The 23,424-nt window shown below is 48.4% G+C and carries 25 protein-coding genes and 1 pseudogene; 5 read left to right on the top strand and 21 right to left on the bottom strand.

Annotation, left to right across the window (positions count from 1 at the left end; translation table 11 throughout):
• Window positions 1–16: 16 nt before the first annotated feature.
• The 3 genes from MHH28_RS21945 to MHH28_RS21955 form a co-directional block, all read right to left on the bottom strand.
• Entirely contained in the window at window positions 17–523 is a 507-nt protein-coding gene (locus MHH28_RS21945) for an SMI1/KNR4 family protein (protein ID WP_405117207.1), read from the bottom strand.
• 132 nt (window positions 524–655) lie between these two features.
• Window positions 656–1,624, bottom strand: a complete 969-nt coding sequence (locus MHH28_RS21950) for a helix-turn-helix transcriptional regulator (RefSeq protein ID WP_405105537.1) — start codon at window positions 1,622–1,624, stop codon at window positions 656–658.
• A gap of 70 nt (window positions 1,625–1,694) precedes the next feature.
• On the bottom strand, window positions 1,695–2,162 hold the full coding sequence (locus MHH28_RS21955) for a hypothetical protein (protein ID WP_405105539.1): 468 nt from the start codon (window positions 2,160–2,162) through the stop codon (window positions 1,695–1,697).
• A gap of 181 nt (window positions 2,163–2,343) precedes the next feature.
• On the opposite strand from MHH28_RS21955, the gene MHH28_RS21960 reads away from it, so the two are divergent.
• Complete coding sequence (locus MHH28_RS21960; RefSeq protein ID WP_405105541.1) at window positions 2,344–2,472, top strand: hypothetical protein; 129 nt, start codon at window positions 2,344–2,346, stop codon at window positions 2,470–2,472.
• A gap of 6 nt (window positions 2,473–2,478) precedes the next feature.
• Here the strand turns inward: MHH28_RS21960 and MHH28_RS21965 are convergent, their stop codons facing one another.
• The 9 genes from MHH28_RS21965 to MHH28_RS22005 all read right to left on the bottom strand — a co-directional run bounded on the left by MHH28_RS21965 (window position 2,479) and on the right by MHH28_RS22005 (window position 9,223).
• Window positions 2,479–2,883: a VOC family protein gene (locus tag MHH28_RS21965; protein WP_405105543.1), complete on the bottom strand. Its 405-nt coding sequence runs from the start codon at window positions 2,881–2,883 to the stop codon at window positions 2,479–2,481.
• 165 nt (window positions 2,884–3,048) lie between these two features.
• Window positions 3,049–4,044: a zinc-binding dehydrogenase gene (locus MHH28_RS21970; protein WP_405105545.1), complete on the bottom strand. Its 996-nt coding sequence runs from the start codon at window positions 4,042–4,044 to the stop codon at window positions 3,049–3,051.
• Window positions 4,045–4,153: 109 nt separating this feature from the next.
• Window positions 4,154–4,789, bottom strand: a complete 636-nt coding sequence (locus MHH28_RS21975) for a hypothetical protein (protein ID WP_405105546.1) — start codon at window positions 4,787–4,789, stop codon at window positions 4,154–4,156.
• Window positions 4,790–4,872: 83 nt separating this feature from the next.
• Window positions 4,873–5,403 (bottom strand): hypothetical protein, encoded by a 531-nt coding sequence (locus MHH28_RS21980; RefSeq protein ID WP_405105548.1) that lies wholly within the window; start codon window positions 5,401–5,403, stop codon window positions 4,873–4,875.
• Between the two features lie 17 nt (window positions 5,404–5,420).
• On the bottom strand, window positions 5,421–6,122 hold the full coding sequence (locus MHH28_RS21985; protein WP_405105550.1) for an ABC transporter ATP-binding protein: 702 nt from the start codon (window positions 6,120–6,122) through the stop codon (window positions 5,421–5,423).
• Complete coding sequence (locus MHH28_RS21990; RefSeq protein ID WP_405105552.1) at window positions 6,122–7,243, bottom strand: ABC transporter permease; 1,122 nt, start codon at window positions 7,241–7,243, stop codon at window positions 6,122–6,124. Before MHH28_RS21990 ends, MHH28_RS21985 begins: the two co-directional genes overlap by 1 nt.
• 136 nt (window positions 7,244–7,379) lie before the next feature.
• The gene (locus MHH28_RS21995; protein WP_405105554.1) at window positions 7,380–7,946 is read right to left on the bottom strand and encodes a TetR/AcrR family transcriptional regulator; all 567 of its coding nucleotides are present in this window, start codon (window positions 7,944–7,946) and stop codon (window positions 7,380–7,382) included.
• 54 nt (window positions 7,947–8,000) lie between these two features.
• Complete coding sequence (locus MHH28_RS22000) at window positions 8,001–8,618, bottom strand: suppressor of fused domain protein (protein WP_405105556.1); 618 nt, start codon at window positions 8,616–8,618, stop codon at window positions 8,001–8,003.
• Between the two features lie 17 nt (window positions 8,619–8,635).
• On the bottom strand, window positions 8,636–9,223 hold the full coding sequence (locus MHH28_RS22005; RefSeq protein ID WP_405105558.1) for a TetR/AcrR family transcriptional regulator: 588 nt from the start codon (window positions 9,221–9,223) through the stop codon (window positions 8,636–8,638).
• A 264-nt stretch (window positions 9,224–9,487) separates the two neighbouring features.
• Here MHH28_RS22005 and MHH28_RS22010 point away from each other — a divergent pair, with 264 nt between their 5' ends.
• The 3 genes from MHH28_RS22010 to MHH28_RS22020 all read left to right on the top strand — a co-directional run bounded on the left by MHH28_RS22010 (window position 9,488) and on the right by MHH28_RS22020 (window position 13,853).
• Window positions 9,488–10,642 carry an MFS transporter gene (locus MHH28_RS22010; RefSeq protein ID WP_405117209.1) on the top strand — a complete coding sequence of 385 codons (1,155 nt, stop codon included), beginning with the start codon at window positions 9,488–9,490 and terminating at the stop codon, window positions 10,640–10,642.
• 115 nt (window positions 10,643–10,757) lie between these two features.
• Window positions 10,758–12,035 (top strand): MFS transporter, encoded by a 1,278-nt coding sequence (locus MHH28_RS22015; RefSeq protein WP_379254351.1) that lies wholly within the window; start codon window positions 10,758–10,760, stop codon window positions 12,033–12,035.
• 102 nt (window positions 12,036–12,137) lie between these two features.
• Window positions 12,138–13,853, top strand: a complete 1,716-nt coding sequence (locus MHH28_RS22020; RefSeq protein WP_405105561.1) for an ABC1 kinase family protein — start codon at window positions 12,138–12,140, stop codon at window positions 13,851–13,853.
• A 211-nt stretch (window positions 13,854–14,064) separates the two neighbouring features.
• On the opposite strand, the gene MHH28_RS22025 is transcribed toward MHH28_RS22020, so the two are convergent.
• The 9 genes and pseudogenes from MHH28_RS22025 to MHH28_RS22065 form a co-directional block, all read right to left on the bottom strand.
• Window positions 14,065–14,826, bottom strand: coding sequence for a DUF3600 domain-containing protein (locus MHH28_RS22025; RefSeq protein ID WP_405105563.1), 762 nt, complete (start codon window positions 14,824–14,826; stop codon window positions 14,065–14,067).
• Complete coding sequence (locus MHH28_RS22030) at window positions 14,813–15,400, bottom strand: sigma-70 family RNA polymerase sigma factor (RefSeq protein ID WP_405105565.1); 588 nt, start codon at window positions 15,398–15,400, stop codon at window positions 14,813–14,815. Before MHH28_RS22030 ends, MHH28_RS22025 begins: the two co-directional genes overlap by 14 nt.
• 133 nt (window positions 15,401–15,533) lie before the next feature.
• Window positions 15,534–16,067 carry a hypothetical protein gene (locus MHH28_RS22035; RefSeq protein WP_405105567.1) on the bottom strand — a complete coding sequence of 178 codons (534 nt, stop codon included), beginning with the start codon at window positions 16,065–16,067 and terminating at the stop codon, window positions 15,534–15,536.
• A 180-nt stretch (window positions 16,068–16,247) separates the two neighbouring features.
• Window positions 16,248–17,627: an FAD-binding oxidoreductase gene (locus MHH28_RS22040; RefSeq protein ID WP_405105569.1), complete on the bottom strand. Its 1,380-nt coding sequence runs from the start codon at window positions 17,625–17,627 to the stop codon at window positions 16,248–16,250.
• Window positions 17,628–17,850: 223 nt separating this feature from the next.
• Window positions 17,851–18,420: pseudogene (locus tag MHH28_RS22045) on the bottom strand (aldehyde dehydrogenase family protein); the annotation flags it as partial.
• Window positions 18,421–18,500: 80 nt separating this feature from the next.
• The gene (locus MHH28_RS22050; protein ID WP_405105572.1) at window positions 18,501–19,820 is read right to left on the bottom strand and encodes a sensor histidine kinase; all 1,320 of its coding nucleotides are present in this window, start codon (window positions 19,818–19,820) and stop codon (window positions 18,501–18,503) included.
• A complete protein-coding gene (locus MHH28_RS22055) occupies window positions 19,807–20,505 on the bottom strand; it encodes a response regulator transcription factor (protein ID WP_339221266.1) in 699 nt (232 codons plus the stop codon). Before MHH28_RS22055 ends, MHH28_RS22050 begins: the two co-directional genes overlap by 14 nt.
• Before the next feature lie 30 nt (window positions 20,506–20,535).
• Entirely contained in the window at window positions 20,536–21,387 is an 852-nt protein-coding gene (locus MHH28_RS22060) for a phosphatidylinositol-specific phospholipase C/glycerophosphodiester phosphodiesterase family protein (RefSeq protein WP_405105574.1), read from the bottom strand.
• 280 nt (window positions 21,388–21,667) lie between these two features.
• Window positions 21,668–22,876 carry a TerD family protein gene (locus MHH28_RS22065; RefSeq protein WP_405105576.1) on the bottom strand — a complete coding sequence of 403 codons (1,209 nt, stop codon included), beginning with the start codon at window positions 22,874–22,876 and terminating at the stop codon, window positions 21,668–21,670.
• A 303-nt stretch (window positions 22,877–23,179) separates the two neighbouring features.
• Between MHH28_RS22065 and MHH28_RS22070 the strand changes: the two genes are divergently transcribed.
• A complete protein-coding gene (locus MHH28_RS22070; RefSeq protein ID WP_209869054.1) occupies window positions 23,180–23,419 on the top strand; it encodes a hypothetical protein in 240 nt (79 codons plus the stop codon).
• Window positions 23,420–23,424 lie beyond the last annotated feature (5 nt).

A 23,424-nucleotide genomic window follows, 5' to 3' on the forward strand; every position in this document is an offset into this window, starting at 1 on the left:
TTTTGCAGCTTAGAGTCTATCTATTCGAATCCGACATCATCCATCCCAAAAATTCTCCAAACGAATCCGCTACCTTCTCAACCTCTTCAAATTCAGGCTCAAATCCGCGGACAATAGCTCCGCTATCCGTTGTTAGGTCAATGGCATAGAAGGAATAGCCATCCTCCACAGACATTACGATCGGCAAGTGATGATCCCACCAGGCCATGATTTCGGCTTGCCAATTAGAATCATCCGCTGCGGCCTCCAAACTAAGGATTTCAAATTCATTCCACCGGAAGGCACTCTCCGAACTATTATTGAACTCAGCCTCACCAATAAACCAGGTCTGCTCATCCGGTGCCACGCAATATTCAACTACACTTAGAAATTCTGAATATTCATGAGGGATTCTGTTGTATCTGGAAGTAATTCCGCTATTAACTTGCAGCTGAGAATCAGATTTCCTCCTTATGTCCCAGCCCTGCTCCTCTGCCCAAGTCATAAATTTCCTAATATGAGCGTTACCTTGTCCATTATTCATTTCCAAATGATACACCTGCCCATCCGCTTAAGAAATGGAAACTACTACACTAATATACCATTTCTGCAGATTGCTCTCCTATCCAAATCAGTAAAGCACCTGCCCAATGAAGCAGCAGGTGCTTTGCAGCGACTATGACTTACGCACAGGCCGGACATACTTGAAGTACCGTTCCGGGTTGAAATAAAAGTAAATGATCCGCCCGGGGGTGGAATCGAAGCAGTAACCGGTGCCCGTGTAATCAAAAGCGGCCATCGCCTGCTCCATCCGCTCCTCGACACTGCGGTTCTCCTGCTCATAATCGAATGGCCCGTGCTCGAACACGATATACTCGGCCTCAGGGACATCCGCCATCAGCATCTGTGCGGGGACTTCGCCTTCATACTCATAAGGGAGACGCACACCATAACACTCGGTACGTGGAAATCCCCAATCGCAGAGTCTGCCGTCCGGGTCATTCATATAGGCCATAATCTGGCCGTTACTGCTGTTCGTATCACTTCCGCCGTCATCATCCAGCTTACCCTTGATGCTATCCAGCAAGCCGCTGATGGTTTCGCAGTCCTGCCCCGGAATTAAGCTCTGCTTCTGCCAGAAATCCCAGTACCCGTTGCTTTCATAGTTCTTAATGTGCAGGAATTTGTGCGCGGGAATGGTTACGAAATAAATCTTAACCTCATCTGTAGATTTGATCATGCCAACCTCTCCTAGTCCGAAAAAGTAGCGGTCAAACGGGTTGATCTTGGTCCGAAGGACGACGGGGTACGGATGTCTCCGGTACTCGCTTGGGGCCACACCATAGGTCACCTTGAACGCGCGCGTAAAAGCTTCATGGGAGGAGAATCCATAGTCGAGCGCAATATCCAGAATGCTTTTTCCGCTATCCCGCACCTCCTTCAGTGCAAAAGCCAGCTTCCGGTGGCGAAGATAATCCCTAAGCTGCATCCCGGATATCTCTTTGAATTTTCTCGTCGTATGGAATTCCGAATACCCCAGCCTCCGGGCAAGCGATAGCAGCGTTATGGCCTCACTATTATGATCTTTAATGCTTGTATCCATTTCATCAACGATGGTCTGGATCTGCTTGTGCCACTCGTACATCGTCCGCTCACCTCCTCGTTCCAACCGCTCTATTGTCATTCTAGAATATAGGAAAAGGCATTTCTTGATTCTACTTGCGGCATGGGATCAGCTTCATCTCTGTAAGGTTATCCAGATTGATCTCGATCCTCAGCTCATCATGCTCATTCACCGCGATTAATGTCCGGTCTTCAATACTTAATTGCTTGATAGGATTAGTGGCATCCGAGAAAAAAGCCCACACCAAACCACCGCTCGCATCGGTGCAGGCAATGAAGCCCTCATTCCCCATCTGCCCGTCCCCGCCGTAGATTGTACCGCCCTCATAATCCAGACTCGTCCAGGCATCCACAATAGTCCAAGGATCATCATTGTACTTCATAATGCTCTCAATCGTTGTGTCACACAGGGGGTGGCAGCTCATGGTACACTCATGGATATTCGGGTCATAGCAGGTCTCGATATTCAGAATCGTAATGCTGCCATCTGCATAAGCCATACAATTGATCCCGGGCAGCTCATGCTCCTCCGTCCAATGCTTCAGGATTAAGTTATTCATGGCTCTCTCCTTCCGCTTCGTTGGTTTTTGTCTAATATACCTTTTCTGTTAACCGCCCCGTTATCCCTTCAAAAAGATCAAGACCATCCTAAACGGATGGCCTGGTACTCACGATCAAAAGAAACCTGGAGGAATAGTCTCTGTAGTAAATATAAATTAACCGGCATGGGATGTGATTGTTTTGACAGGGGTAGTCCTGGTAATCGCCGGTTTCATCCTGATTATATCAAGTTGCTTCTCAGGAAATGCAGAGCGCCGCTGGTCCGAGCAGTTCAAAGAGAAGCTGGAAGCTGACGGCTCAACCGCATAAGTGCCGTCAGGGTCTGCCCTCAAACCGTTTCACCGCATCCTCAGTCACCGGCTGAAAAAGATTCACAAGGTTACCGTCGGGATCACGGAACAGCATCGACCGGTTCCCCCACGGCATCGTAGTTGGCTCCTGTACCCAATCCCCGACAAGCGGCTGGAGACGCACATACTCAGCATCGATATCATTGACGCGGAACTCCATAATGACCGTGCGGTTACTAGCCGCCACAACAGAATCAGCACCAAATAGCTGTGCTGTACTGGAGTGGCCGATGGCCAGGGTACATGCGTGCATTACGAATTCGGCAAATACAGGAGCAGGCCGCTCCGCCGTCATTCCCGTCATTTGCTCATAGAATTCAACCAGACGATCAATGTCGTCAGTAATGATACGTATCGAAGCGAAATTCATAAGATTCATCCTCTCTTGAATGTTTACATGTCCAATGATACAAAAACGCTACTGACAACGTTATGTCAGTAGCGTTTTAATGTAGATGAACAACCAATCACATTCGGCTGGCGCAAAGGCCATAGGGCCCAGGTCAGTAGCGTTTGTATATCCTGCCTTCTACCCTTAGCCTATTCTCAGGGCAATATTTCCAAGCTGCTCCGCGCGCTCCATCCGCTGAAGGGCAAGCGGAGTCTCCGCTAAGGAATACACGCTATCCATGATAGGGTGTATCTGATGCTGCTCCATGAACTGAAGCATCGCGGTGAATTCTTCATGGCTGCCCATGGATGTTCCAAGCACCTGAAGCTGGGGGAAGAATATCGCTCTGGCCGGAATGGTGAGATCATCGCCTGAGCTTGCGCCGAACATGACGATTTTACCATTAGGCTTGATGACCTCGAAGTATTGCTCGAATGTGGCTGGACCTACGCTATCCAGAATCAGGTCCACAGGGTGGTCCCCGATTTCCTTCCGCCAACGGGTGTTGCTATCTATAACCTGTGTAACAGGTAATTGAAGAGCCTCTGCACGCTTCGCTTCACTTCTGGACGTAACCGTGACCTGTGCCCCAGCCGCTGCGGCCATTAGAGCAGCAAACGTAGCCACTCCACCGCCAATACCGGGAATCAGCACATGGTCGCCCCGCTTCAGGTTCCCTCTGGTAAATAACGCCCGGTACGCCGTGAGTGCCGCTAAGGGTAATACACCTGCTTCCTCCCAGGACAGATAAGCTGGCTTAGGCACAACATTCTGCTCAGGCACAATCACATATTCCGCAAAAGTCCCGTCTGCAGGGTACCCTAATATGTCAGGAACCACAGGCACCTCATCCGCCCGATCCCAGCCGAGACATGGATTAATGATGACTTCCATTCCCCGAACCAAGGCGGTTACCCCTTCACCCGTCTCTTCAATAACGCCAGCTCCGTCTGAACCCAGCACGCAAGGATCAATCGGGTCAGAATCACCTTCTATAGCAGAAGCAGCAGCGATAATGAACAAATCCCGGTGATTGAGTCCGGCGGTCTTTAACCTTACCTTGACCTGCCCCTGTTCAGGACGCTTGTCCGGATGATCCATATATTGCAGACCCTGCGGTCCAAGTGTAATTGCCTTCATCTTCGTAACCTCCTATTATGCTGTTGTGCCTGCATACAAATTGTAGGCTGTTCCAGCGGTTAGGTAAAATGACTAGAAGAGAAGGTGAGTATCATTAATAATGATACTGCTAAGAGAATTGCCAGAACCCTGCTACCGGATGCCCGATCCCTGCCGTCCCGATCCGGGCGTATATATACAGCGATCCATACCCGAAAAGATAACTCCCATCCCCTTGAAGTATGGTGTCGGGGTAGCCGTCTTCATCGACTTGGAAGAAGAAAGAGAAGGCCTCCTCATCCAGCTTCGCGGAATAATACTCCTCATTCTGAAGAAGTCTCGGCGTTCCACCGACTTTGATCAAGAAGGACCGGTCCACCGATTTGCCGTCAGTGCACGGTTCTCCGATTGAAATATGGTGTTTTCGCAGACCCGTGTTCGTATACGTCTCTTGATGGCTTTCCGCAGATAGAGGATGTTCTATCACCTTGATCGGGCAGTCAGGATACATGTTATGTTCCAAGTACTCCTCATACTCTTCAGGAACGAAGATTGAAATCATACGTTCTGGTTGAAACGGATGAACGAAGCTCAAATAGAACAGATAGGTTCGGTCCCCCAGGTCAAGAAGATGGGCTGGATTGTCAAAGAAACGGGGCGCATTCCCGCCGATCCAGCCTGCTCTTGGAAAATCCGTTATAGCCGGTTCCACATAATACAGCATACAGTCTTTTCTATGGACTAGCAGATCGATTTGATTGTCCATCCCTCAGCAGCTCCTATCCCTATTATAAAAAGTGTAATAATTCCATCCACCTTAATCAAGCCGATACCCCTTAGCGCCACTGATCAATGAGGCTTCGTGCCCAGGGACTGGCACCACCATAGGATGCGGACCACCTCGTCCCCGAGCTGAATGTCCTCCAGTTGCTCGCTTTCTTCCCTAAGTTCATCCAGCAGGAAAGCCTGGGTTGGACGGTTGGACGAGATGAGCCGGCGTTCATTCATCAGTCTGGGTATCCGGGAATCAGGGGCTGCCTCCATATGATGGTTGATGAGCTCACATAGATAGGTAAATACCCGGTCCACAGACTCTCCGCCCAAGTCATGGGTCAACGCCATCATCCATTCCGCACCCGCCGCTTGTCCCCTGGAACGGAGAGTATGGGATAACCCAACCGTTGCAAATCTCGCCAGCCCCTTCCCGTCAACAGCAGGGAAATAATAAATTTCAACATGGACACCGGTTTCGGGCTTCTTCAAGGCCACCCGGTATTCCGGCCTCCGCCACGCCTTGATATACACTCCTAAGATGACCGCCCTGCAGATATCGAATGAAAGATCCTGTTCTGTACCGGATTCAATTCGTATAGCAATCATCCTCCTGTTTGTGTGAACTATACGATAGACTCCAGTACCGCCAATGATAGCCTGCCGTCTTCCATCCGGTATACCTTGTCGCAATATTCAAGCATACGCTCGTCATGAGTCACCATAACGGCCGCTTTCTGGCCTGATTTCACCTCTTGCGCGATCAGGCTGACCACTTCATGGGCACGCTTGGTATCCAGACTTGCTGTCGGCTCATCCGCCAGGATGATGCCGGGATTATTAATCAGCGCACGGGCAATCGCTGTCCGCTGCTTCTCCCCGCCGGATAGCTCTTCCGGGAAGCTGTTTAATTTGGAGCCCAGCCCCAGCTCCTCCAGCAGCTTAACGGCGAATTCTTTATCCTTCCTCTTCACCTTTCCCGACATTCTTTTTATGATCAGCAATTGATCAAGCACCGTTAGATAGGGTACCAAATTCGAGGACTGCATAATGAATCCGATTTCCTGCAGTCTTATATTCGCCAGTTCCTGGGCAGTCAGTGTAGAAATAGAATGTCCGTTCAGCTTGGCCTCTCCTTCAGAAGCTTGAAGCAACGCTCCGGCAACGGACAAAAATGTGCTTTTCCCGGAACCCGAGGGCCCCACTACAGCGACAAACTCACCCGGCTTCACCGATATAGACACATGATCAAGTGCTGCAATCCGGTTGCTGCCTTCGGCATAATACTTACTGACTTCATTCAACTGTAATCCCTTAGTCTTTGTCATTATTCAACCCTCCCGAGCGCTTGGAGCGGATCAATCTTCGTAATCTTCCGGACCGACACCAGCGAACTTAACATGGCGATAACCAGCAGAACCACCGAATATGTGACCACAAGAGTAGTCTCCAGCTTGAACGGCATCCCCTTCGGCATAATGGCCGCTGTTCCATAAGTCAGTAAGACTCCAACTATAATACTGGTCAGCGATAACACAAACACCTGCGAGACAATAGCTTTGCTGAGGAACCGGTTACTGGCGCCTATAGCCTTCATAATGCCGAACTGGTTCGTCTTCTGCATCGTAATGACATAGAAGAACACCCCAAGCACAAATGCCGCGATCGCGAGCAGGAAAGCAAGCATCATGAAAATCGTACCGTTCTCTTCCTTGTACCCCGGCATTCCCTGAACCGCTGCCTCACGGGTTACCGTGTCCGTACTTGGGAGCTTGCTATTGATGACGTCCGGGTCGATATCCTTGCCCTGTAACATGATCGCATTAACCGGCCCGTCAACACCTTTATCCGAACCCGGAGCCGCAAAAGCAATCTTCCGCCATTCCCCCATTGGAGTGAATACGGAGGCAACGTGGTTATAGGTCTGATTCTCCACAAATCCGATAATCGTCAATGATTCCGTTGTGCCGTCTAATTGAAAAGTGTCCCCAATGCTATAGCCCTCTTCCTTCATGGTCAAGTTCACGACTACGCCCGTTGGGTTGTCAGAAGATAAGCTCTCCCCTTCCACAACAGCCGGTTCCAGGAAGCTTCCCGGGTTAATGCCTATAATGGCGACATCCAGCTTATCCTCATTCTTGGCGCTTTGTCCCTTGAGCGCCGTTGCCATTGAGCTTCCCATAGGTGCAGCAGCACTTACATTAGGCAGCTGCGCTGCTTCCGCCGATAATTGTTCAGACAGCAGCGACTTGCTCATGGACGACTGCGAACCTTCTTCAAAAATGACATAGTCTGCCTTCATCGTCTTAAACGTTGACGCAGCTAACGTAGATAGGCCATTTCCTAATCCGGATAAGATAAATACCAGCCAAGCCAGCAGTACAAAAATAATGATGATCATTAAAAACCTCATCTTGCTGTGCATTAATTCTTTCATTGCCAGAAACATTCCCATTCCAACTCCTTATTTATATTTTCGACACATGTGTCAATTTCAACCTGCTACTGTATCAGGCATCCAACATCCGACAATTAAATTAAACAACATATTTGACACTTGTGTCAAATTCGTCTCAGGGCAATCTTTAGCTCCGGGCCCCTCCGATCCACATTTGAAACAACAGCTTTCCCCAGGCAGGAGTAGGGATATTCAGCATATTGGGTGTATCGATCAAGTTAAAGAACGCTCCAATAAGTACAGGAAGTGGGATATCCTGCCGCAGGTCTTTATTCTGCTGGGCACGTTCAAATAAGCGGGATAACTGAATTTTTAGCGCCTGATGTCCTTCTTCAATATATTCAAGATCTCTAGCCGCTGCCGGAGAATTGGCCGTATTAATCTTATTGGCATTTCCGAGTAGCTGATGAAGCGCGTGTTCTTCTACGTATACCAGCAGCAGCTGTTCAAGGGCATCCATCGGATCAGCCTCATCAATAGCTAGAGCCTTGTCTAATACCCCTGCCATTACGCGCTTCATACAAGCCGCCACAATCTCTTCCTTATTCGCATAATACTGATAAATAGTACTTCTGGCCCCTGACAGATGCTGTGAGAGCAGCTTGAGATGGAAACCGTCATATCCATGCTCAAGCACTAATTGTTTGGTCGTATCCAGCAGCTCTGTCTCTGTAAAAGACTGTTTTCTTCCCATTTCATCTCTTCCGTCCTATCCTTGATGGTATATATAATCAGTGTAGCATTGATATTAAATATTTCCCAATGGCCGCCGGGGATCAATAATAGAATGCTCGATATTTTCGATGTATGAATCAAAGGCTTCCACGCCCTCACGCAGAATCAGAACGGCCTCATGTCCAGTAATTGGCACGGCCCATAGGATCTGGACCCCCTCGCTTCCGACCTCAACCTCCTCCAGATCTTCACTTTCTCCGCTAAGCTCGTCCAGCAGAAAAGCAGAAGTTGACCAGTTAGCCGGGGCCAGCAAACTCTCTTCCATCACTCTAGGTATCAGTGAATCACCTGCGCTCTCTATATGGTGGGCAATAAGATCACAGAGATAAGTAAATACCCGGTCCACAGACTCCCCGCCCAGGTCAGCAGTCAGAGGCATCACCCACTCCGTACCTACCGCTTGTCCATTCGGGCGGTGAGCCGCGGATAACCCGACTGTCGCAAACCTTACAATCCCATCTTCCTCCACAGCCGGAAAATAATAAACCTCAACATGGACGTCCGTTGCGGGTTTGCTTAAGATGATCCGGTATTCCGGCATCTGCCACTCCCGCATATAGGCACCTAAAATAACCGTTCTGCGGATATCGAAGGAGAGCTCTCTCTCTTTGGTGGATTCCATGATGGCCATCACCTTCCCTCTTTTGATTAGGATATGGTTACTAAGGTAAGAATCTCTTGCACAAAATGATCAATGACTGTTCGATCAGGACGGGATTTCAGGAACACCGTGAGTCCTATTAACGAAATGACCAGTGTCTGCGCTAGACTCTTGGCGTTAATCCCGGCATTAAGCTCTCCTGACCGCAAGCCCCGTTCAAGCGTTTCCTGGAATATGACCGAGAGATACATCTGATGTTCTCTGGTCAGGACCGCAAATTTCTCATCATGGGGGGCAAGCTCCACCATTGAATTGATGCAGAAGCACCCCCAGCTGGGGCTTTTCTCATATTCTTTCGCCACCACATCTTCAAAAAAGCTACGGAATGCCTCTTTCACTGAAGGATGTTTTTGCAGACTGGTGCGGACATAGGCCGCGTGGGAACCTGTATATTTACGCAGTGCAGCTTCAAATAATCCCTTTTTGTCTCCAAAGGTAGAGTATAGGCTTGGGCGCTGAATGCCCATTCTTGCGGTTAAGTCGCTTAAGGAGGCAGCCTCGAACCCTTTTTCCCAAAATACATGCAGCGCTGCATCCAGCGCCTTGTCCTCATCAAACTCGCGCGGCCGGGCCATAGAACCTCCCTCATTTCATAACGAATGGTATATTATGATTGTATTTGGCGAAGTCGCCCTTGTCAATTAGAGCAATTTATATCCGACTCTTTCCGGTTTCCCCTTGACAATTAATTTTTGTTAGCGGTATATTTATCAAGAATTATTTCATACCAATCAGTACGTTATTATATCCCTATGTCGAAGGAGGCGTTATCTCTGGTGAACTTTGTAAAAGAACCGCAAGCCATTCCCGCACCCTCCGGGCCAGCACCTGAATCTTTAATGTCCCGCAGGGTAGCACTTCTGTTCGCCATCACCTGCGGACTGGCCGTTGCCAACATCTATTACGCGCAGCCCCTGCTCGACGCGATCTCCAGCGAGTTCGGGATTACGCATTCATCGGTCGGCATTGTGATTACCATTACTCAGATTTGTTACGCCCTTGGACTCCTATTGCTGGTACCGCTAGGTGATCTGCTGGACCGGCGCTGGCTGATCACTGGACAGATGCTGGTGTCCGTGCTGGCATTGATTGTAGTGGGCACCGCCCCCACCAGCATGGTGTTATTCATAGGTATTGCTACAGTAGGATTACTTGCGGTAGTGACCCAGACGCTCGTTGCGTTCGCAGCCACCCTGGCTGCCCCATCCGAACGCGGGCGCACGGTGGGGGTGGTGACCAGCGGAATTGTCATTGGGATTCTGCTGGCGCGGACGTTCGCCGGGGTGTTAACCGATCTGGCCGGTTGGCGGTCTGTCTATCTGGTCTCAGCGGGACTCACGCTAATCATGGCAGGTGTATTGTTTAGAGTGCTGCCGCAATCGGAGCCCCGGAGAGAGTCCTTATCCTACCTGCAGCTTCTCCGTTCGCTGTTCACGCTGTTCGCAGAGGAACGGCTGCTGCGCGTCCGTGCCGTGTTATGCCTGCTGATTTTCACCGCCTTCAGTATATTGTGGACCTCCCTGGTGCTTCCTCTAAGTGCTCCTCCGCTGTCTCTGTCCCATACGGCGATTGGAGCGTTTGGCCTCGCCGGAGTTACCGGGGCGTTGGCAGCAGCACGGGCAGGCCGTCTGGCCGACCGGGGGTTGGGGCAAAAGACCACCGGCGTGGCGCTATCTCTGCTACTTCTCTCATGGCTGCCAATCAGTTATACGCCGCATTCGCTGTTTGCGTTAATCATTGGGATTATCCTGCTTGACCTGGCCGTACAAGCCGTACATGTCACCAACCAGAGCATGATCCTTACTCTGCGCCCGGAAGCCCGCAGCAGGCTTACTGCCGGTTACATGGTCTTCTATTCGATCGGCAGCGCCACCGGATCGATTGCCTCTACCAGTATGTATGCATACTGGGGCTGGAGCGGGGTATGCCTGCTCGGTGCAACGGTCAGTGCGCTGGCTCTGCTATTCTGGGCGTTAACCCGTCATATGAAATGAACCATGTAACGCCTTCATATTTCCTCTGAGGTTTGTCAAACTCTAAAATTTCCATTATTGTTATCCTTATCTTGCATTTGAGGTTATGGATGCAGAAATGGAGGCCCGGATTTCCTTGAAGCCACGCTTGTTAACACGTTCTTTCTATTATCTCTGGACGACCCAGACGGCGGCGAATGCCGCTGATGTCTTGTATATTATGGCGCTGACGGTGCTGGTGCTGGACCGCACAGATTCACTTGTCTCGGCGGCGCTGATGCCGCTGATGCGCAGCTCGGCCCAGATCGTGAGCGGCTTCATCGCCCCGCTGCTTATCAACCGGATCAAGCTGCCCTCGCTGCTGCTGATCTCACAGACTGGCCAGTTCCTGCTGTTTGTGCTGCTGGCTCTGTATCTGCAGCTTAACGGCGCGGCTGCTTCACTCACACTGGTCTTTGCCCTGGTCTTCGTCATGTCCTTCCTGGACGGCTGGACCGTTCCGGCCCGCAATGCGCTGGTGCCGCGGCTTGTCACGCAGGAGGAGGGGCTGCTCCGTGCCAACGGGCTGATCAGCGTCAGCGACCAGGTGGTGCAGTTTGCGGGCTGGGGACTGAGCGGCCTGCTGGTCGCGTTCCTGGGGCCCAGCCCGGCGCTGTTGATGACAGCGGCCATCTATGGGCTGGCGGCCGCATTTACGCTTGGCGTCAGAGAGCCGGCAGAGGCAAGTGTCCAGATGCAGGGGCAGCCGGCGGACTCTGAACAGGCAGCTTCTTCGCGATGGAAGACCTTAACTGAAGGCTGGCAAGTCATCTGGCGGATGCCCCGCCTGCGGATGCTGACCTTCATGGACATCATCGACATGCTAGGCGGCTCAGTCTGGGTCGGCGCGTTCACATTGGCCTTCGTCCAGGTGGCGCTGAAGCAAGGCGAGGAATGGTGGGGCTTCATTAACGCAGCCTATTTTGCCGGAACGGTCGGCGGCGGGCTGCTGGTCCTGTCGGCAGTGCGGCTCATCGGCAACCGTTACCTGGGAGCGATGCTCATCGGTATGGCAGGCTACAGCCTGCTCACCCTGATGTATGCTCTGAATACCCAGCCTTATGTAGCGCTGATACTTGTTCTGCTGACGGGACCATTCACGGAGCTGTCGGTGATTAACCGGCGTACCCTCATCCAGCGCAGCACCAGCAAGCAGATGCTGCCCAAGGTGCTGTCGGCGCAAGCCTCGCTGCTGCATCTGGTGTTCTGCATCTCGCTGCTGGTCATGGCGGGACTGGCCGAACGGTTCGGGATCGTCAACCTGTATCTGCTGGCGGCGGTTCTGACATCGCTGGCTTTCTGCGTCGGTTTGCTCGGCCGCCGGGCGTTCCGGGACGAACCGCAGTCATCAGATGCCAGAAGTCCAAGCCTGTAATTGTATATCTGTCTGGTATGAAATATCATACAGTTAGGCAGATGGATTTTAGAAGGAGAGATCTGGGATGCAGCATAATGACTCTGTGGTAGATGAACAACAATGAGCGAATTCCTGAAATTAATGAAGGATGTACGGTTCAGAAGAACCATGGGGATGATTTTCAAGTTCGCCTGGGATTTCTGGTGGCTGGGCAAGCTGAAGTACTTGATGTCACGGCGGCGCTTTGCAGCGAGAACCAAAGCCTTATACCGCAAACAGGCAGTCTATTTCACGACCACTGCCATGGATATGGGCGGATTAATTATCAAGCTTGGGCAGCATGTGAGTGCGCAGGTGGATATGCTGCCGAAGGAAGTTATCGAGGAATTGTCCAAGCTGCAGGATTCCGTAGAATTCGTAGATTTCTCCGAGATCCGGCAGAAGGTAGAGCGTGAGCTCGGAGCATCCATCAGCGAGAGGTTTGCTGAGTTCAGCGCGACTCCCATTGCAGCAGCTTCCTTCGGACAGGTCCACCGGGCAACCTTACGGACAGGCGAACAAGTCGCCGTGAAGGTGATGCGTCCCGGGGTCGAAGATATTATCGCGATTGACTGGAAGTCCATCCAGGTCGCCATTTCGTTATTGAAACGCCAGAAGATCATTACAGACTTCATGGATCTCGATGCGGTATATGAAGAGTTTCATGACACCATTATGGAAGAACTCGACTATCAGCAAGAAGGGCATAATGCAGAAGATTTCAAGCAGCAGTTAGCCCACCGGAAGGATGTCGTAATTCCACACATTCATTGGTCCTGTACCACTTCGCAGGTGCTGACCATGGAGTTTATGGAGGGTGTCAAAATCAATGATTCCGCCACGCTTGAGGCTTGGGGTGTGGACCGGACCCAACTGGCAACGTCGCTGATCGAAATGTTCGTGGAACAGATTCTATTGAACGGGCTGTTTCACGCCGACCCGCACCCGGGCAATGTTCTCGTGCAGCCTGACGGCACCATTGCCTTAATCGATTTTGGAATGGTCGGGCGGATTCCCGGGGATATGAAGACCCAGATGGTCGCCCTTCTGCTGGCCGTATATTTGAAAGACGCACACGGCGCCATCGATGCCCTCACCCGTTTGAGATTTCTAAGAAGGAATGTAGATCTGGAGGTATTCTCAAGGAATCTTACCTTATTATTCGAACAAATCAACGGGGATACGTTCGATCTGAGTTTTGTGACCTCCGGCGACAATGTGGAAGAATTGCGCAATTTCCTCTACTCCCAGCCATTTCAGTTACCTGCTAATACTACATTCCTGGGCAAAGCCATAGGCACCGTGTACGGCCTCTGTACCGGACTGGACCCTGAGCTTGATCTGGTCGGGACGGTTAAGCCTTATGTGGAACAGGTAGTGCGCCGCGATCTGCGGGGAAGCGTCATCTCCAAAGTTATCGAGGATGGCAAGGGTATGCTCAAAGACATCCTTCCGACGACCAAGAAGTTTATTTCGGCAATCGATAAAATGGATAGCGGAGGCTTAAGGGTCAAGCTGTCGAGCTCCCTTGAACAAAAATTAATCGAGACGCAAAATAAAAATACACAGCGGATGATTGCCACCATCATTGGCGCAGTGTTACTTCTGGCCGGGGTCAACCTGTGGAATGAAGTGAAGCCCATCATCTCATATGTACTCGGCACCCTGGGCCTGCTCGTTATGCTGAGCCAGCTCCGAACAAGACAAGGCCGCCGGGATGAAAGAGCTGCAAGGCAAATTAACGCTATGCGTGAACGTAGCCGGTTGGAGAAGCCGAAGTCTAAATCGCGCGGATAACATTAACGCTGCATACGAAACTAAACTGTACAACTGGAAACGGTACCGTCCTTTTAAAGGACGGTACCGTTTCCACTTCATCCTTCCGTCCGATCTCATCATTGTTATTCATTACTGCTGAGCGGAACGTGAAAAGTTTGCTGCTAAATAAAGCTTCTGCGAGTTTTGGATCATAATGACTGGTTTTCAAGCCATACTGAGAGAGTAAGGGTTAAGAGCTTTTTTTAACCATTATGTCAAGCTTATTAACATAAGGGGTGAGCGCCTCCAATAACTTCTGTTGATCTTGTATTTCTTCTGTCGACAGCCGATCCATATGAACACTTCCGTCTGGATCAGTTACCTTGACATCATAGCTTTTTAACTGATTTATTATGGGTTCAAGCTCCCTATACTCCTGTTCTGTAAGCCTCTGTTCAGCCTTCTCAAGCAAGCTATCCCAGAAAGCGCCACGATCTGTGCCAGATGCCTTTGTCTTGGATTTATCCGTTTCGTTCATTTCCTTGAAATACGGTTCAAGCTCCACCAGTAATTTCTGGTAAGCCTTCTGTTCTTCTGCATCAAGCTGTTCTATGTGAAAAATCCCCTTGGAATCTGCCGCCAGCAGATTGTAATCGCCTAATTCCTTCAATAAAGACATAACCTTGGCAGCTTCTTCCTCGCTAAAATTATGCTTCAACCTCTGCAGCTTAGCCTCTAACTCCTCATATTTCTGCTGGCTTAGGCCAATCGTAGCAGCTGCTTCTTTCGAACCATACATACTATCCGCCAGATAATGATATCCGGCAAACGCTCCAGTAGGAATTAATAAAGTAGCTGCCAAAACGCCTGCTACGATCCACTTCTTTTTCATTCGTCTTCCCCCTTGTCCGGTTACGGTCTGATTTAGTATTCTCTCCTTCAGTTCCGGTGGGGCATTTAAATTTCTGGCCTCTTCCTGCAGAACTGTTCGCAGCTTTTCATTGAAATTCATGCAGATCCTCTACCTTTCCCTTAAAAAGAGTCTGATTCTCTGGCTTCTGACGAAGCTTGCGCAGTGCAGCATGAATACGGGATTTCACGGTACCCAGAGGGATCTCAAGGATTGCAGCACTTTCTTCCTGCGATAATTCATTTAAATAATGCAGAATAATCACCTGCTTCAGCTTATACGGAAGACTATCTACGCTAGCAAGCAAGGAGTGGTTGGAGATCTTGTCCACAACCTTATTTGTGAATTCAGGCTCCACCACCAAATTGACCTGCTCTGCCTTTTTGAGAACTCGGAGATGCGTCCATCTCTTTCTCCGGTAGGCATGAATTTGTCGCACTGCTATTCCCATAAGCCAGGGTCTAAAGGGACGACTGATGTCAAAATGGTCAAGAGATCTGCGCATTTGAATATAAATCTCCTGAACGATATCATCCACCTCAGATGTTTCGCGAACGAGGAAATGAACGGTTTGATATACATCCCTAATCGTAGCTTCATATAGCTCACTAAATGCTTCACGACTGCCGGCTAGCGTAAGCGTAATGAGCTGAGAATATTCTTTTGGATGCTCCATTCATCACCCCTCCCTTCGGTCTTACACTATATATTGGGGAATAAAGAATATTTCGTTCGATTTTTCTTCGGAAAAATACGGAATAAACCGATCAAAGTCCACTAAGGATTTTGATCGGTTTATTGTTGTCTGCCTAACGTCCACATTCCCCGTTAGTTGAGCAACGAGCTGATAATTCTTCAACGTATTGCTCATTTTTACCTTGCATGATTAGCTCAAATGTATTCTCTATGACACGTGCCTCAATATGAATTGGCTTATCCTGTATAGAAGCAAATTCATTAAGCCTGCTCATTGTCCCTGCGACGGTTGCTGGATTAGTGAATAATAGAACCTGTGGTTCTGTAATACTGCAGACCGAACTAAAGAAAGGCTCATCAATTTTTATTATAGGAATAGATGTATGAAGCCGGTTTTCTTCAAGAAGAGCAATATAATTAGTACATGTGATAAGAATAGCCTCAACACTTGCTTGTGATATCCATTCTATTTGTTCGATGACTTTATTTTTGGCTTGTCCTTCATCGAAATTTTTATCTGATGTAATTCTACTCATCAAACCAGGATCCACAAAATGAACCAATTCCAACTCATCAGAGGTAAGAGCGTTTTGAATATACTGAATATTTGAATAGTGGGCGTGTAAACAAGCAATCTTTTTCTTCATGATTTTATCTCCTTTAACCCATACTTTGAGCAGTCCCGCTCCTTAATAATATCAGGTTTCTCCAAAAAACTGCCCGTTTGCTTAATGATTGTTAACAAAGATACGACCCGATTTAGTGTACTATGCTCCAGCCGCATCTTTGTTGATTAGTTTTCCAAATTCACCGTGGAGAACATATTGTCATTTTCTGATCTGTTTACCGACTGGAATACTCTGAGCAAAACGAAACACATTATGAGGATCGTACTTTCGCTTCACCTGCTTCAATCGGCCAAAGTTCTCACCATAGTACGCCTTGGGCCAGTTCTTAATCTGCAAATCGGGAAAATTCACATAATCCCCTTTAACAAAGGGACGCAACGCTCTGCGGAACCTTTCCACCCACTGAATATTCCGCTCCTGCTCCCTGCTGTTTCTCCACCGGGCTGACAGTTCATAGATTGTCTCAGCCTTCCGGTGAGGATAGGCCGTTTCAGCAGGCGATACTCGACTCACCGCGCTTCCTGCACCACCTAAGCTCTGGCTCCACACGCTAGAGTGCCTGTTGGGTGCTTTAGATAAAAAGTCGCGTATAATTCGTACTCCTTCAGGCGGCAATGGATGGAATCCGTAGGCCCCGGTTATTTTAAACTTTGGTTCCAAATTCAGGTCCGCTTCGGCAAAAAATTTGGTTGCTTCAATAAAAGGCACTGTCTTCACCATCACCTTCACCGGAGTGCCTGCTCGCAAGAGCGGTCTAATCAATCGGCGCAGCTCCTCTGCACCGCCAAGCAATTGCCCGGTAGATACAATGGTTCCCACCTGTTTGGCAGCCACCTCAATAGTTGAGGTTAGACGGTTCGTGACAGATGGGGCCCAGCGTTGCCAAGCCGGGAACACCTTCTCAAGATCACGCCATTTCCACGTAATACTGTATATAGAAACCGATGAAATCGGTCTAACCCGAAATGTATATTCTGTAGCAGCACCAAAGTTCCCTCCCCCTCCGCCTCGTGATGCCCACAACAGATCGGAATGCTTTTTCCTGTTTGCCACAATCGTCTTTGCCCCATATCGCCCCGAAGCTACGACCATCTTCACTTGCTTCAAGTTATCGCACGTAAGTCCAAATTTGCGGGAAAGTAGTCCAATGCCCCCTCCAAGGGTAAGCCCAGCTACGCCTACATCCGGAGCAGTCCCCGCCGGAATTGCCACCCGCTTATTCCACAGCTTTTTGTACACACGGGCAAGCGGATTACCCGTTTGGACAATGGCCACTCTGTTTTTCCGATCAACCTTAACCTTATTCATCTCGCTCACATCGATAATAATACCGCCACTTACAGCCGAGAAGGCTTCATAGCTATGCCGTCCACTACGTACCCGCAGCCGTATGCCCCGCTCACGTGCCCATTTGACTGCGTTGATCACATCCTGAGTTCGTTGGCAAAAAACAATGACCCTTGGAAATTTAGAGAAGCGCCTATTGAACTCCATTCTAGCCGTATTGTACGACGGATTGCCTGGAATAACGACCCTTCCGGTTAACCGCGTACTTTTCTTTTTCAACTTTTGTGCCATCTATATTACACCATCCCTACACATGACATAAGCATTTCTCATCAGCTTATGTCTATGTTGGGATATCTGTCCTAGTAACGGCAAACACCCAGTTTGCAGCAGCTTTCCTAAATCGTTCGTAATGCTGGTCTACCGGGTAACTCACTCTAGTTGCCAACGCAAAAAACACCTCCAAGGATCTCTCTATCTTACGACAGAGCTCATTCTCTTGAAGGTGTTTTGTTCACTCTGGGATATAAGGAAGATCCAGTGTCTTCGGAACGTTGATCACATGCAGCTCTGTATACGTGCGGATGCCCTCCGCGCCGTATTCACGGCCAATACCGGACTGCTTGAAGCCACCGAACGGGAAGCGGACATCAAGCCCCTGCACAGCAGCGGTATTGATCATGGTCGTGCCCGCTTCGAGCTGTCGTGCGACCAAGATGGCCTCCTCTTCCCGCCCCCAGACCGAGCTCGTCAATCCATAGATGCTCTCATTGTGCAGATGAATGACCTGCTCTACATCGTCGAATGGAGTCAGCTCAATGCCTACATCTGCATCCCCATGAACGACATTGATGACACCCGCCGGGAACTCGCCTGCGATCAGCTCTGCTACCTTCGCCGCCGCCAGTGGCGCAAACGGACTCGGTTTGAGCACAATCGTATTGCCCGCAAGTAAGGCAGGAGCGATTTTAATCGTAGATAACGCAATCGGACTGATCGCTGCCACCACACCCATTGGATCATAGGACAGGATGGTTTTACCGTGCTCATGCTCCTGGACCTCTTCCTGTAGAACGGATGCAGCTTAATTCCTTACAACTTTTTAGTGTACTGAGTATAGCATGAGGGCAAAGAATGCAGGTTATATGTAAAAAGCATGATCGGTCATAGCTTTTCGCGATAACTGAAGCGTTGCTTGGGTAAATGCAGAATAACGTTAAATTGATCGCCGTGAATCTCGACTTTGATCTCTCCGCCATGCAGCTCAACGATGCTTTTTACAATGGCCAGTCCTAGTCCGGAGCCCTCCGTCTGGCGGGATACATCCGCTCTTTTGAAGCGTTCGAATAGCTCTTCCGCAGCAAAATCAATCTCATACGCAGAGGTGTTTTGAATTTTGAATACTACCTGATCTTCTGTTTCGTCCAAATAAATATAGATTCTGGTTCCTGGAAGCGAATACTTCTGCGCGTTGCCAATTAAATTCTCGAATACACGCCACATTTTATTGCCGTCCAAATACGCATGAATAGGGAAGTTCGCGATTCTCTCCCGGATCACGAGCGACGCTTGTCCCATATTGGTATTGGACTCAGCAATCGACTGCGTCAACAAGGTTGCCACATCGACGTACGCTATATCCAGCTCTACGGTGCCGCTGGCCATCTTGGAAACTTCGAACAGGTCTTCAATCAACAGCTTCAGCCGCAGCGCCTTGCGGTCCAGGGTGTCAATATAGGATCGGGCGGTCTCCGTAGGATACGCTTCTTTTTTTAATAAATCGACAAAGTTGATAATAGAAGTAAGGGGGGTCTTCAAATCATGCGATACGTTGGTAATCAGCTCTGTTTTTAACCGTTCGCTCTTCATTTGATTCTCCAGCGCGCTTTGATACCCTACTTTCATATTGTTAATGTAATCAGCAAGCTGGGATAGAGCATCCTTGCCGGTATCCTGAATCGCATTCTGAATATTCCCTTCGGAAATTTCTTTGCTGCCGTTGAGAATGGCGACGAAACGTCTGAGCTTGACAAGGATATATGGAACCACGACCAGTACATAGAGCAGTTCATACAGCATGAACCAGCTCAGTTGGTAACTGCTGTAATAGGTGGCAGCTAACCAAGCACAAATGCCGGCTATCGCAGTTAATAAAAACAAGATCATAAGGCCAAGTGTTATTCTCCAGTTTTGCAGACTGTTTCTGATACCGGTTCTCCACATATGGAAGTAATCTATCAGCACACTGCCGTGCCATAAGGAGCGCTCATTCGGAGGCGCATTGAAATAAAGAAACAATCTGCCTGACAAGATGCCGAGGATAATAACGGCAAGCAGTTTCTGGACGAAGCTCAGAATTGAAAAATCCAGATTCAGCCCAAACGCGTATGAGTACTCTATCACCGCAAAGCTCCATAAGATAACGGCGACAATGAAGACAATAAGGTCAACCAGGAAACGCCGGTCTACTTTACTTTTTCTCAATTTTGTATCCAATTCCCCATACCACCTTTAAATATTTCGGGTCTTTGGGATTGATTTCGATTTTCTCCCGAATATTTCGAACATGTACGGCAACCGTATTCTCTGAAGCAAAGATGGGTTCATTCCATACGAGCTCATAAATCTCTTCGATCGAGAATACTCTGCCCTTGTTTTCCATCAGCAGCTCCAAAATTTTATATTCCTTCGCGGTCAGTCTGACATCCTCTCCATCTACCTCAACAGTCTTCGAGCTTTTGTTTAGCACGAGTCCTCTTACTTGAATGATCTCTTCCCTGTCTGACTGGAAGGAACCTAAGTTTGTAAACCGGCGCAGTTGAGATCGGACTCTAGCAACCAGCTCGAGAGGATTGAAGGGCTTCGTTATATAATCATCGGCTCCAACGTTGAGGCCCAGAATCTTATCGGCATCCTCCGACTTGGCAGAAAGCATAATGATCGGTATATTTTTATTTTCACGGATTTTAAATGTCGTCTTGATTCCATCAAGCTGCGGCATCATGATATCCATTAGAATGAGATGAATGGTTTCCCGTTCAAGGATTTCCAGGGCCGCAAGGCCGTTAGAAGCCGTAAATATATCTACATCATCGCTTTTCAAGTAAATCACGAGCGCTTCGCGAATCTCCGGTTCATCGTCCACAACAAGAATATTATGTTTAGCCATTAGTTGTCGTCACCTTCATTAAGATATTAATCATACTTCCCGATCCGTATAGAATCCATGCACCCCGAAGCTATATAATAACTGCTTAACCCGACTGCTGTTGACGGTGTGAACATAGCTTTTTACCCCGAGCTTATTTAGGGCTGGAACCAGGTTGGGGTTCATAATCACGCGATAGAGCGGCATAGCGACCGCAGTAATCTCTTTGTCCCTAGCAAACTCTACAATACTCTCAGCGGATGCGCCAGTTTTGTACAGTGAATACATTTTGTTAGGAAAAGGGTAGATGTCCATTACCATGTGGTACATTTCCGGGCTGAAGATCTCCGGTATCATCCGCTGGAGCAGCTCGGGATCAGTATTGCGCGCCTCATTAACCAGTTTCGTAAACTGCTCCCGAATTTGCGCTTGGCTGCCTGCCTTCGTATCTAAGATTAAGTCAAAATCACAATATTGCTGCATCAGCTGCAGGATATCCGGTAGGGTAAGAGGCTGGAATCTGCCCATAATAAGCGAGTTCTCAAACTGAAGCTTTGTTACAGTTCTTCCGCCATGAGCGGCCAAATCCGGCTGTAGCTTGTCCGACCAACCATGTCTGGCTACAAGCTCCCCGTCCGTCGTCTGCACAAGATCAACCTCGAACAGACGGTATCCTTTATTGTAATTGCTTATGAATGCTTCATAAGAATTTGTGTAGCTGGCGCCTTCGACTTCACCAAGTGCATGTGCAATAAGCCTATTGTCCTCCCACCCGCTGGTGCCAGGTGTAGACGAGATCCCCTGTGTCTGACCTGACCATACAAGCCCCCAACTACACCAGACCAGTCCAGCCGAAATGACGATTAATAAGCTTAACATAAGCGTTTTCTTCATTCTCTTCATTCGTTTCACTCCTTTGTTATCCCGATGGAAGTCATATTACAGGACCCAAATGAAGAAGAGCTGGTAAAAAAACGAATGAATTTATGAAGTTTGTATACATTTCAGGCTTAAAAATGAATGGTCTTAGAAACATTAAAACTCATTTTTTAACTCCACTTTCCATGCGTAATTCTGAGAAACAAAAAAAGGAAGGTCCAGTGAAGGACCTACCAGTAGTGTACCTATAAATTGGAAGCCATAAATATTTCATTCTCTGTGAGGTGCCTTTTAACAGATAGAACTATTTATAATCATTCAAAGGTCCCTGATCCATTATCACTTCTACCATATTGGAGTCCCCTACCTTAAGAATCGGCCTATACTCTGAATTCGGTCTACTGTAAAGCTCTAATGGGCTTATCATTACGCCAGCTGGCGTGTTATGAAGTATCCCGGGTACACAGGTATAGATCGTATCATTATTATTTGCATTCTTGGCGGAGATCGTAACTGAGGTTCCATTATGATTATCTATACTCATGGACACCTTATATCTGTAAAATGAACCGGTTCCATTGGATTGCGCTGAATAAACTACAGGAACAACCGCAAGAACATCATCTCTTAGTCTTAACTTGATGACCTCTGTCTTCTTTGATTTTTTACCTCTCCCCACATCGCCCATATGCTCAACTGTCCCTTTACCATAATTTTTGAGGGGAGGTGTTCCCGTTGCACCAAACATAGCTACATCAATCTGCTTTCCATCCTTTGTATAGACTAAAGCATAAATGTCATAATCCGTTCCAGTCTCCCAAGATACCGTAGCCGTAATTTCTGGTGTTTTCTCAATGATAACCGGCTTCTGCCCTTTATCGAGATTGATCTTACCCTTTACCTTCTCAAGGTTGATGGACATAGCCGAACCGGGTTGCTTTGATACAGGCTCTTGAATGATCTGAGGTTTAGAATGCTCACTTGGCTCATCCGCTTCTACTTCAACACCATAGTTTTTGCATAACCCTTCAAGCCCCGAATCAAATCCCTGCCAGATTGATTTTACCTTGGTCTGACCGTTCCTTAGATATAATTCAAGCACTACAATTCCATTCTCGTTCGTGAAACTGGATGGGGATAAGTGAATGATCGTATTTTGCGTACATATCTCTGCTTCCAGATTCTTCACATTCGCGAATCCTGTGCTGTTATCCTCTGTCAGAGTTACAGCTATTTTGGTTATACCTTCAGGGACCTTATCCATGTCGAAATTCAGCTTATAAACTTTGGTATTACCGGCTTGCTCGGCTGGTAAAAGCGTGGCTACACCTGAGGAACTTGTGGGCTGATTATAAAAGATGATTCCGCTATCTCCTTGCACCTTATCAGCATCCGTTAAGAGGAAGGCTGTTAAAGAAACGTCTACCAGAGTAGAGATTTCGTGGCTAATCGTAATGCTACCTTTTGCGGCACTTAAAGTTGTATTTGCTCCCATTTGCAGAAATTGATTCACTCCAACCACTCCCATCCATTTAATGGCTCGTGCTGTCTCAATAATATTAACACAGGGAGGAAATACTTGGGATATAAAACTATAAAGGGCCCCGTTGAGTTAACCGGCACGTTATAATACTCCCCTAACCGCGTCCCGTCAAGAAATAATTTGAGAATGAGCGGCATAGCGAGGGAGACCCCCTTATGTTATTAAAATAGGAATGGATTTCCGAGTATGCAGAGTGATATCGCTTTTTCCATTTGAGACGGTGTCACGTAAAATAGTCTTCAGATTAATGAGAAATACGGAAGGGAGATCTGTATGAATAGCGTGGACAAAATCAGATTTTTACTCTTTTTCGGCGAAGAGCCCGAGGCAGATTGTTACGGGTATATGGAACGGAATCAGGATGGCCATAGAATCGCCCTCTACAATAGTAATGGTGAGGAGATCGATATGTATGGCGGACATCAATTTGTCAGGGTACAGGCGCTTGGCAAATTTGATGATGAAGACCGCGATAATTTCTACTCCTTGTTAGAAGGTGATGGTGTAGGATAATCAGC

It is taken from the genome of Paenibacillus sp. FSL K6-1217, assembly GCF_045040735.1.
Taxonomy (GTDB): Bacteria; Bacillota; Bacilli; order Paenibacillales; family Paenibacillaceae; genus Paenibacillus_AQ.